We start from the raw sequence: 10,906 nt of genomic DNA, 5'->3' as shown, positions 1-10,906 counted from the left end.
ACTGAAAATAATTGATAGATGGTTGAGAGGATATCTTGAAAGGAGGAAGTATGTTAAAAAATTTTTTAGAAACAGAGTCAGGTAAAAAAATAATTATCGGACTTGGATTATTTGTTGTTGTCGTTGCTGGGCTCGTGGGGTATTCATTAATGAATACTACACAAGCAAATACAGATCAATCAGCAGACTCAACGACAGAAGAACAAGCAACGACAGAGTCAAGAGATCGTTTTAACGCGACGATCTACAGTGGTACCTGGTATTCTAATCTACCAGATGATGCAGAAATCGAATTAGCAACTGATGGAACATATAAAGTCTCCAGTGATTGGTTTGAATCAGGGATCTATTATTTAAATACAAGTGGACAGGTAGTTTTAGAAAACGATAATAAGCAAACCAAAGAATTTGCCCTACAAACCAAGATGGGCAACACGATCTTATATCGAGAAGAGGATGGGGAGGATTTGTATCTTTATCCTACAGAAGAAGTAAAAGCGCAGTTAGAAGCAGAAATTTCTGAACAGATTGAAGCCGCGCAACGAGCAGTTTCACAAATGTGGATGGATATCTTGATGCAAGGAACATGGGAAAATACGAACAACAATCGTTCCTTTACGTTAGTGTTTGGAGAAGACACATTTACTCAGAAAAAAATTGAAGAAGGGAGATCAGATGAAGAAGTAACGTTTGAGTATCGAATTGTTTCATTTGATACTGATCATGAGGGTGCCAACTTTATCGTCAATCGAACAGACAGTGGGAATCTACAAAAAACAATCACTTTTAGAATCACTGAAGAAGCGAATCAATACAGGTTACTCGGAAATGAAGGAAGCTTCCAATGGAACACTCTATTTGAAAAGCCCTATGAGTCTGTACAAATGACACAAGATGGGACGAGTCGTTCAGACACCTCAAGAACACAAGAAACCACAGATGAAGAGGGCAATACAGTCACTATAACAGAAAGAGATGTGACCTAAATGCATAATAACACAGATAAAGATCCAGAAATCGATAAGCTCGAGAATATTTTTAAAAGAATGTTTCAAAAAGGCCCAATTTGGCTCTATAGATTCGTAAAAAAAGTTTTACAATTAGGAATAAAAGTATATCGAAAAGTCCAAGTATTTCGAAAAAACCGTAAAGAAGCACGAGAAAATCCGAAAAATAAAGATCTAAAAGAAAAAGGTCAAAAAGAAAAAGGAATTTTAGCCAGAGCTTGGAATTTTTTAAGGCAAAAATTCAGAACATTTCAGCAAAATCGCGCAGATGGGCGAGAAAAATTAATAGACAAAGGTTCAAAAGAAAAAGGAAACTTATCCAAAGCCTGGAACTTTGTCAAACGTAAACTTGTCATTAGTAGAGACCACCTGACAAGGGAGCAAGGGACTGCCTCAATGTCCCATGGCCGAAATTCAGCTGAAAAGCCCTTACTGTCTAGAAGTAATTCAGCTGAAAAAGGAGGCACTCCAGATGGAAAGCCGAGACTTTCCGCAATGACGAGTAGAGCGAGTAGCCAAGCAAAACTACACAATGATTCATTAAGAAGTCATGGCTTGGCAAGAAACCCACTAGCAAAAGGGGCACCATTACCAACGAGATAGATCGTAGATCCATAGACCAAAAAACAGGTGGAGAATTTCCACCTGTTTTTTATGTCTACAGTTGATTGAGAAGAATCGTTGCGAATAAACCAAGTGCATAACTACTGTTGAACAAAATCATATTTTTGATCGAATAGCTAAAACTGATAGGCTGCGGTAGACTCTCTTTGAATAGTTGGAGATTAAGATGGATTTTTGGTAAAGTCAAGAAAGCCAGAAGAATCGGCCATTGAAATATACCACTGATCAGTCCTATTAAAAGAATCAGGTAGCACGCATACATCAAAAGTTGAAACAGCATGATCCCGATTGGACGACCAATGTAGAAAACTAACGTATACCGATGATTTTCAATATCTCGCTCCAAATCGCGTAAATTATTCGCTAACATAATATTTGCTATCGTAAAAACAAGTGGGAGTGCTGCAAGAAAGATGGCGGCTACTGCCCAGATATTGCCAGATAAATTGAAGGTGCCAGTTGTTAAAGATAGGGTTAAATCAAATAGATCGCTACGATGAGTGTTGATATAGATGACCATCGTAAATATCCCTAAACCCATGGTAAAACCGCTGAAAATCTCTCCTAATGGCATACGTGATAAAGGGATAGGACCAAAAGTATAAAAGATTCCGATAAAACAACAAATCATACCCATCAGCAACAATAACCAACCGGTCCTCAATGTCAGTAATATACCGATGACTAAGACAAAAGCAATCATGGCCAAAATCATGTTTCGTACAAGCTTTGGTGAAATACCAGTCCGTCCAATGACGTTCTCTTCATATTTATAAATTTCCGAATGTGCTTTTTCATAATCCATATAGTTATTGATTGCGGTAGTTGCTAAGTCAAAGACAAGCATACCAATAAAAAACAGTAAAGTGTTCAACCACTGTATTTCGTGAAAAAAAGCGATAGAGAATAAAACCCCTATCGCAAAAGGAAATACACTAGCGACTTTCGTACGTAGTTCAACTACTTCTAAAAAGATTTTTAGTGTCATATCAGTTACTCCTTAGTTTAATTCAGAACGATTGCCCATGGTATATTTTGAATCTTCAGCGAGTTTGAAAGTGTCTTTGATTGGGTCTGTCACATAGACCTTATCATCTTTTGTAACAAAAATCGCCTCCGTTCCGTCATTCAGTTTATCCTCGATGTAAGCCAAGCCATCTTTGACACCCATGGCAAAGACCGCAGTAGATAGTCCGTCTCCATCAATGGATTCATCTGTGATGATCGTGACACCAGCAATGTCATTATCAAATGGATAACCAGTTTTTGGATCAAACAAGTGATGATATTTCACGCCATCGACTTCTAAATAGCGCTCATAAATTCCAGATGTGACTAATGTTTTATTTCTTTCTTTGATCGAGCCGAGGATCGATCCACGGGCAAGATTCGGATCTTGGATACCGACTGTCCAATCTTGATCTTCTCCTCTAGGACTGTGTCCAAGAACATAGACATTCCCACCTAGATCGACGATCGCAGTCGTTACATCATTGTCTTTCAAGACTTTGACGACTTCATCGGTAATGAACCCTTTCGCAATTGCCCCTAGATCAAGGATCATGCCTTTTTCTTGCAAGTAAACAGTCTTTTCCTCATCATTGAATTGGACTTTATGGTAGTCGACTAACTTCAATGCTTCATCAATTTCTGCTTGTGATGGCTTACGGGCATCATCGAAACCGATACGCCAGAGTTGTGTGATTGGACCGATTGCCATATCAAAGCCTCCATGTGAGTCTTCGCTATACTCATATGCTCGTTTTAATAAACGGTACACATCATCGGACACTTTGACTGGTTGGATTCCTGCTTGTTGATTGATTTCATCAACTTCGGAGCCGCTTTGATTGATCGTGATTTTATCGCCCAACTCTTTGACACGGTCAAAAGCAGGTTTTAATACGTCTTCTTTCCCTTCATCGTAGATACGGATACGCACGTAAGTACCAAGTAAAAATTGTTCATCTGTGTAAGGGTCAGAAAGCAGTGAAGTGTTGTTCTCTTGTTTTCCTTCCGTTGTTTGATCTGTGCTACAGCCCGCAATAGTCAGTAGGCACAAGAGCAAGACGAAAGGGAGTAATCGTTTCTTCAACATCTATTCCTCATTTCTTTTTATCTATTGCTTATTTCACATAAAAGAACTCTCTTAGTGAAATCAAAAAGTAAGCTCATGCTTTGTATTCTAATATAATCTGGCAGGAATGAACATCTTTTTTTCGGGGGATGTACGTTTATATAGAATAGAATAGAAAAAGAGATGTGACAGTTGCCACATCTCCAAAAGTATTATCGTAAAGGCAGATGAGCCTTTTGTAGGACAAAGTTTATTTTGTCACAATGTTGTCGACTTCAATTGTTTGTGTGTCACCTTTTTCAGCGGCATTCACTAATTGTTGTGCGTACATGATGAATGAATGTGCACTGTGTGTTGCACCAGTAATCACTTCAACATCTGCTGGAGAACCATCTTCTTCGCCCATTGCTGAAACAAGTTCATCGTTTAATTCTGGGATGTAAGTTTGAGGGTCAGTACCAGATTTTTCTTTCATCTTTTCGTTGTACTCTGTATCATCTTGTTTTGATTTGCCATCTGCATCGATGTAATCAAAGTTTGAGTCAGTAACTTTGCCATCTGCAACTGTCAATTCAAATTGTACACGGTAGCCATTTGAATAGTTTTTCTCTTCTAATTTGTATGTGCCGTCTTTAAGTTCAGCACCATTGTCGATTTCAATCGTTTCTGTGTTGCCTGCTTGAGCCGCTTGGATCAATTGTTGTGCATAGTTTTGGAAACTTTCTGATGAATGTGTCGCACCAGTAACAACTTCTACACCACTTGCGCTTTGTGCACTTAGCAATTGCTCATTTAATTCAGGAATGAACATTTCTGGATTTGTACCAGATTTCTCTTCCATTTTTTCGTTGTATTCTGTGTCATCTTGTTTTGATTTGCCATCTGCATCGATGTAATCAAAATTTGATTCAGTGATCTTACCGTCTTTCACGACCATTTCAAAGACTGAACGGTAACCATTAGAGTAGTTTTTCTCTTCTAACTTATATGTACCGTCTTGTAATTCTCCACCAGCAACGATTTCCTTAGATGATTCTGTTGTACTAGTTTCTGTTGTAGAAGATTGTGCAGTAGAAGTAGAAGAAGATGTACTACTTGAACTATCATTGTTATCTGATCCACAAGCTCCTAGCAATAATGTTGAGAATGCTAATACCGCAAACCCCGTAACAAACCGATTTTTCTTCATTTTTTAACCCCGCCATTTCATTTTTTGTCCACAAATTCCTTGTGATTCATTATACATTCTAATGGATATCATCAATAAGTCAACCGTTTTACAAAAATAACGGAAGTGATTTAATTGAGCGTTTTCTTTCTGGAATTTTCGTGAAAAACAGGCGTTTTTATTGTAACAAAAAAAACATAAAAAGGTGTTAGACAAATATATAAAACATCTATATAATGTATAAAGATTGTGTAATCATTATCAAATTGAAAAAACGATCAACTATTAATAATTTATATAGATGAAAAATAAGGAGCGGATATTCAATGACAAAGCAAAATATTGTCGTTGTGGGTGCTGGTTATGCAGGTGTTTCAGCTACAAAACACTTAGCAAAGAAACTGAAAAAAGAAGACGTAACAATCACATTGATTGATCGTCATTCGTACCACACGATGATGACAGAACTTCACGAAGTTGCAGGCGGACGTGTGGAACCAGAGGCGATCCAGTACGATTTACAACGATTATTTGCAAGACAAAAAAATGTAGATCTAGTTACTGATACAGTAATCGGCATCGACAAAGAGAAAAAAATCGTCAAAACCAAATTAGGCGCTTATCCATTCGACCAATTGATTTTAGGTATGGGTGGTGAACCAAATGATTTTGGTACGCCAGGTGTGAAAGAAAACGGCTTTACTCTTTGGTCATTTGAAGATTCCGTTAAGATTCGTAAGCACATTGAGAAAACAGTCGAAAAAGCAGCATTAGAACCAGACGAAAAATTGCGTAAAGCAATGTTGACGTTTGTTGTGTGTGGTTCTGGGTTTACGGGAATCGAAATGATCGGTGAGCTAGTAGATTGGAAAGATCGTTTAGCCAAAGACTACAAACTAGATCCAAATGAGATTACACTAATGGTTGTTGAAGCAATGCCAACGATTTTGAATATGTTGGACCGTAACGATGCAGCCAAAGCAGAACGTTATTTAAATAAAAAGAATGTTGAGCTATTATTGAATGCGCCAATCGTTGAAGTCGCTCCTGACCATATCAAATTAAAAGACGGTCGTGAAGTGCCTACGCATACATTGATTTGGACAGCAGGTGTCAAAGGAACAACAGATGCGGCTGATTTCGGATTAGAGACTGCACGCGGTCAACGTTTAGTAGCAAACGAATATATGCAAGCAAAAGGCTATGAAGAACAAAATATCTATATCATTGGTGACTTAGTGTATTACGAAGAATTCCCTAATACACCAACACCACAGATCGTTCAAGCCGCAGAACAAACTGGTCATACAGCTGCAGCGAATATCGTGGCTTCGATCAAAGGTGGCGAGAAACATAAATTCAAAGGCAATTATCAAGGATTCATGGTTTCAGTTGGCGCAAAATGGGGTGTAGCGAACCTTTTTGACAAAATCCATTTAAGTGGCTTTTTAGCAATCATCATGAAGCATATCGTCAACTTGAAATATTTCTTTGATATCCGTTCAGGTTATTATATGTTCCAATATATGATGCACGAATTCTTCCATATCAAAGATGATCGCAATGTGACTCGTGGTCATTCTTCTCGTTACGGCAATGTTTTATGGAGCGTCCCATTACGAATCTTCTACGGTCTCGTTTGGTTAGTCGAAGCTTCTAAGAAAATGATCGGTAATGGTGAAGTATTAAAACCAAGCACTTGGTTTGGTGAAGGTTCATGGTTTACTGGTAACAGTGTGTTCCCTTGGACTTGGGAGTACAATGTAGCAGATGTAGCAAGTGGGGCTTCAGCAGCAGGTGATGCAACAACAGCTGCGAGTGGCGCAGGTGCGACAACTGGAGAAGCAGCAACGCAAGCGGCACATTTTGGGTTGAGCTATGCGTATGGTGAAGAACCAATGGCAGTGCTTGATAAATCACCAGACTGGTTCAATAGCATCATGCAAGTCATCATGCCAAATAACGATGTAGCGATGTTCTTCCAAAAATTCATGGTCTTCTTTGAAATCGCGTTAGCGTTAGCATTGATTGCCGGTTTATTCACTTGGTTATGTAGTGCAACAACGATTGTCTTAGTCATCACTTTCTGTATTTCTGGTATGTTCTATTGGGTAAACATCTGGTTCATCTTTGTGGCTTTTGCATTGATGAATGGTTCAGGTCGTGCGATCGGTTTGGATCGTTGGGTGATTCCTTGGTTACAAAAAACACTCGGTAATTGGTGGTACGGGAAACCAAAGGCACGTTACGGCGAATAGAGAAAGTTAACAATTCAAACAATCAAAATGATTTTAGCAACTAAAATCATGACATGAGAAGAAATAAGGAGGAGCTTGGGGTGTGCAAACATTCCAAGCTCGTCTTTTTCTTAAATAGGTTCGTATAGAAATGATGAATGGATCAAATCCTTCGATTAGCTGAGTTGTGCCTCTCATTCACAACCTTCGTTATTCATGGTAAAATTGGAGCAATCAAATGAGGAGAAAAAGGGAGTGAGTACTTGAAAGAATTTATTCAAAAAAGTTTATTAAAACCTTGGGATATCATCATTATTCTTTTGTTAGTCATGCTCTCATTCTTACCGGTTGTCATCTTTAGTTATCAACAAGTGGATGCAACACCAAATAAAGAAGCGGTGCTACGAGTCGATGGAACAGAAATCAAGACTTTTCCGTTGGTAACTGAAACCAAAGCTTATACCTATTTATACGAAGATGATCATGGTGATAAAAACGTGATTGAGATTGATGGGGAACGAATTCGGATCAAAGAAGCAGACTGCGACGACCAGATTTGCGTTCGCCGAGGCTGGGCAACGAATAATGGTGAAACAATCGTTTGTTTGCCTCACAAATTAGTGATCGAAGTGCGATCAACAGACGGGAGTGGGGAAGACAGTCTGATTTATTAGACGGTTCACGTCATGAGTAAATTACAAAAAATGATCTATATATCTTTATTAGTTGCCCAAGGTGTGATCATCGGTTTATTGGAAAATATGATTCCTTATCCTTTCGCTTTTGCGCCAGGTGCAAAACTAGGATTGGCTAATTTGATTACGATTGTGGCAATTTTTACAATGAAAAAACGAGATAGCTTCTTATTACTTTGGTTGCGTTTATTTTTAACCACGTTATTAGGCGGCACGATTTCGACGTTTCTTTACAGTATGAGTGGTGCGTTATTGAGTTATGTAGGTATGTTGATAGTCAAACAACTGGGTCCTAAAAGGGTTAGCATTATTGGGATCAGCGCAACAGGTGGATTTATGCATAATGTTGGTCAGTTATTGACCGCGTCGTTTATCGCTCAATCATGGACAGTCATGCTCTACTTACCGATTTTATCATTTCTAGGCATTCTATCAGGATTGGCTATAGGGATAGCTGCTAATTATCTGCTGAAACACGTGAGAACACTTCAGCGATTCCAAGCAGACTATGATCGGCAGACTAATAGTCAATGGCAATCGGTATTTCTGAAAAAATAAGCGTTATACAAGGAGTTTTTTTATGAAGTTACATCAAATGTGGGTGGACTATCCAACGATCCAAGTGGAATTGAACCAAACACTAAAAAAAATGGAAAGTGTTGTTCGGCTGAAAAACAAACCAGTAGAAGAAGCGATAAAAGAAACGATTCATGCAGGTGGAAAGTTACTGCGTCCGGCGTATCAATTATTATTTGCTCAATTTGGGCCGGAGCAAGATCGCGAAAAAGCTATTTCGTTGGCAGCATCTATTGAGATGCTACACATTGCTACGTTGATCCATGATGATATCGTTGATGAAGCTGACTTACGCAGAGGACAGCCCAACTTACGTAGCCGTTTTGGCAATAGTGTCGCTGTTTATGCCGGGGATTATTTATTTGTTTGTTGTTTCAAACTTTTATCCGAATATACCTCTTCCTTAAAGAGTATGCAATTAAATGCACGAAGTATGGAAAAAGTATTGAATGGCGAGCTTGGGCAAATGGATGATAGATACAATACCCAGTTGACGGTTGAGGAATACTTACAGAATATTTCTGGTAAAACCGCTGAACTGTTTCAATTGAGTTGTTTTGTAGGGGCATATGAAAGTGGGACAAGCGAGCGTTTTGCAAAAAAAGCCGGGGATATCGGTTTAGCGATCGGTATGGCTTTTCAAATCATTGATGACATTTTAGATTATACAAAACAGAGCGAAGATATCGGTAAGCCTGTACTTGAAGATATTCGTCAAGGGGTGTATTCACTCCCTTTGATCTATGCGTTACAAACAGACAAAAAAGCAGAATTACTTGAATATTTGTCCAAAGAAAAACAAATGACACAAGCAGAAGCTGAGAAGGTTCAACAACTAGTTGTTGAGGCACAAGGGGTCGAAAGCGCCCAGAAGTTGGCAGAATCCTATACGAAACAAGCACTAAAAGAAATAAAAAAATTACCAAATACTTCGGTACAAACAAAAGAAACATTAGAAACTTTGACGTCATTGATTCTAAGACGAGTAGACTAAGTTATATAAAACTGAGGTTGTGACAGAAGTGTTCACCTCCGAGAAATATGCGTGAAACCCCGAAAATTGTTTTTCAAATTTTTTGGGGTTTCACGCTTATTTCTGAAGGAGTTACTTCTGGAACACCGTTTATTCGGTTCTAGGGGATGCAAGGTGACTAATGTCCCAAGCTCATTTTTTTCTTTGCACAGAAAAAGTGGTTTTGCACCCTCTGAAAGAAAGAGGTATGCTAAATAATAGGTATCGCATGGTTACTGATTTCCATTTAGTAGTTCCATACGTATCAGTAATTTGTTGCTCTTAAAAACATGAACCATTAATAGAATGGACATGGATCGTTTATCGAACAGGAGCTTACATCGTTTTATTTATGGACGTAAGTACATAAAATGACGGAGGAAGAATAAAGGAGGGAAATCAAAGCACATAAGAAATAATACATAATATTGAGTGAACCATGGACAAAACAAGTAGTTAAAACATTCATTTTTTTGTTTATTCTGACAATCAGTAGTGTTAACATTTTGGGGGAAATGTCGCTGAATGACAAGAATAAATGAGTCGATAAAAACCAGAGAAATCCTTATGCAGTCTTGACTGATAAGGATTTCTCTGGTTTTTTATTTTTTATCTTCCAAGGCTCGGGCTAGTTTGTGGTCGATTGCTTAGTGTTTGGTTTAGACGATTGTTTTCCTTTTGGTGGTGCGCATGATTGATCCTATCTTTCAATGTAAGTTTCTGAGTCTCAGGTAAACTCTTTTTTTGTAATGATGTGGCCTGTAACTTATGACTAGACTTCCCAATTGCTTTATCTGTGTGGTCACGTTTTCTGGGAGGTTCAGTCCCTTTCGCATTACTTTTAGCATTTTCAGGAATCGTTTCGTAGATCGGTTCATCTCTCCTGTGAGACTTTTTATTGGAATCCACTTTTCTATCTATTCCATTTGCTAGTTTTTTTGTATCAAACATTACTTTTTGCTGTCGATTCGCATAAGGTTCTTTAGAAATACTTTTATGTATTTCATTGAACTTACGATTCGCTTCCACAACAGCATCAGGCACTTCTTTTTTTATGCGGTCACGTATTTCAGGGAGTGGCACATCTTTTTCCCTGCTTTTCGTATCATCAGACATCATTTTGTAGACCGGTTCAGCAGAGTCTGTATATCGTTCTACCAGTTTATCCACTTGTTTTGGTGACACCTTGTCGATTTTATCAAGTAAATCCTGCGCTCTTTGTTCATTATTTTTGATGCCAGCGGTTAGTTCTCTATATTTTTTTGAAGATGTGGAACGATCGGTAAGCTGTTCTCTTTCTCCCTTTAGCTCGTGAATCCGAGCTACTGTATTCATCAGGCTTTTTGTCAGTTGTTTGATTTCTGTACCTGGACTTTTTGGTAGGTGCTTACTTAATTCCCTTGAGCGCTGTCTCATCTTTTCTACTGACATATTGTTTTCTTTACGATTATCCATAATTAGTTCCTCATCTCTTGTCTTGGTTACATAAACAAAAATAGCATTTTAATCT

At 38.3% G+C, this 10,906-nt stretch carries 10 protein-coding genes; 6 read left to right on the top strand and 4 right to left on the bottom strand.

Features of this window, described 5'->3' with window-relative positions; genetic code table 11:
• Positions 1–50 precede the first annotated feature (50 nt).
• A complete protein-coding gene (locus IGJ00_RS15050; protein ID WP_438844570.1) occupies positions 51–986 on the top strand; it encodes a hypothetical protein in 936 nt (311 codons plus the stop codon).
• Positions 987–1,610, top strand: a complete 624-nt coding sequence (locus tag IGJ00_RS15045; RefSeq protein ID WP_071867582.1) for a hypothetical protein — start codon at positions 987–989, stop codon at positions 1,608–1,610.
• Between the two features lie 55 nt (positions 1,611–1,665).
• Here the strand turns inward: IGJ00_RS15045 and menA are convergent, their stop codons facing one another.
• The 3 genes from menA to pplA form a co-directional block, all read right to left on the bottom strand.
• Positions 1,666–2,619, bottom strand: coding sequence for a 1,4-dihydroxy-2-naphthoate polyprenyltransferase (gene menA / locus IGJ00_RS15040; RefSeq protein ID WP_071867581.1), 954 nt, complete (start codon positions 2,617–2,619; stop codon positions 1,666–1,668).
• Between the two features lie 12 nt (positions 2,620–2,631).
• Positions 2,632–3,729, bottom strand: coding sequence for an FAD:protein FMN transferase (locus tag IGJ00_RS15035; protein ID WP_438844569.1), 1,098 nt, complete (start codon positions 3,727–3,729; stop codon positions 2,632–2,634).
• A 229-nt stretch (positions 3,730–3,958) separates the two neighbouring features.
• A complete protein-coding gene (gene pplA / locus IGJ00_RS15030; protein WP_071867579.1) occupies positions 3,959–4,897 on the bottom strand; it encodes an extracellular electron transfer flavoprotein PplA in 939 nt (312 codons plus the stop codon).
• Positions 4,898–5,202: 305 nt separating this feature from the next.
• Here pplA and IGJ00_RS15025 point away from each other — a divergent pair, with 305 nt between their 5' ends.
• The 4 genes from IGJ00_RS15025 (at position 5,203) to IGJ00_RS15010 (ending at position 9,378) form a co-directional block, all read left to right on the top strand.
• Entirely contained in the window at positions 5,203–7,134 is a 1,932-nt protein-coding gene (locus IGJ00_RS15025; protein ID WP_071867578.1) for an NAD(P)/FAD-dependent oxidoreductase, read from the top strand.
• A gap of 242 nt (positions 7,135–7,376) precedes the next feature.
• Positions 7,377–7,787 (top strand): NusG domain II-containing protein, encoded by a 411-nt coding sequence (locus IGJ00_RS15020; protein ID WP_010733917.1) that lies wholly within the window; start codon positions 7,377–7,379, stop codon positions 7,785–7,787.
• A 12-nt stretch (positions 7,788–7,799) separates the two neighbouring features.
• Positions 7,800–8,366: a Gx transporter family protein gene (locus IGJ00_RS15015; RefSeq protein WP_010733918.1), complete on the top strand. Its 567-nt coding sequence runs from the start codon at positions 7,800–7,802 to the stop codon at positions 8,364–8,366.
• A gap of 22 nt (positions 8,367–8,388) precedes the next feature.
• Positions 8,389–9,378 (top strand): polyprenyl synthetase family protein, encoded by a 990-nt coding sequence (locus IGJ00_RS15010; protein WP_074800996.1) that lies wholly within the window; start codon positions 8,389–8,391, stop codon positions 9,376–9,378.
• Between the two features lie 627 nt (positions 9,379–10,005).
• Here IGJ00_RS15010 and IGJ00_RS15005 read toward each other — a convergent pair.
• Complete coding sequence (locus tag IGJ00_RS15005; RefSeq protein ID WP_438844568.1) at positions 10,006–10,851, bottom strand: hypothetical protein; 846 nt, start codon at positions 10,849–10,851, stop codon at positions 10,006–10,008.
• Between the last annotated feature and the right edge of the window lie 55 nt (positions 10,852–10,906).

The sequence above is a fragment of the Enterococcus sp. AZ062 genome, from assembly GCF_051715065.1.
Classification (GTDB): Bacteria; Bacillota; Bacilli; order Lactobacillales; family Enterococcaceae; genus Enterococcus_B; species Enterococcus_B mundtii.
Note: the sequence above shows the minus strand (reverse complement) of the source record. Positions and strands in the feature narration are given on the sequence as shown.

Bases quoted from the DNA above. Each gene is read 5' to 3' on its own strand.
- IGJ00_RS15050 (WP_438844570.1), top strand. From the start codon at position 51: ATGTTAAAAAATTTTTTAGAAACAGAGTCAGGTAAAAAAATAATTATC.
- IGJ00_RS15045 (WP_071867582.1), top strand. From the start codon at position 987: ATGCATAATAACACAGATAAAGATCCAGAAATCGATAAGCTCGAGAAT.
- menA (WP_071867581.1), bottom strand. From the start codon at position 2,619: ATGACACTAAAAATCTTTTTAGAAGTAGTTGAACTACGTACGAAAGTC.
- IGJ00_RS15035 (WP_438844569.1), bottom strand. From the start codon at position 3,729: ATGTTGAAGAAACGATTACTCCCTTTCGTCTTGCTCTTGTGCCTACTG.
- pplA (WP_071867579.1), bottom strand. From the start codon at position 4,897: ATGAAGAAAAATCGGTTTGTTACGGGGTTTGCGGTATTAGCATTCTCA.
- IGJ00_RS15025 (WP_071867578.1), top strand. From the start codon at position 5,203: ATGACAAAGCAAAATATTGTCGTTGTGGGTGCTGGTTATGCAGGTGTT.
- IGJ00_RS15015 (WP_010733918.1), top strand. From the start codon at position 7,800: ATGAGTAAATTACAAAAAATGATCTATATATCTTTATTAGTTGCCCAA.
- IGJ00_RS15010 (WP_074800996.1), top strand. From the start codon at position 8,389: ATGAAGTTACATCAAATGTGGGTGGACTATCCAACGATCCAAGTGGAA.
- IGJ00_RS15005 (WP_438844568.1), bottom strand. From the start codon at position 10,851: ATGGATAATCGTAAAGAAAACAATATGTCAGTAGAAAAGATGAGACAG.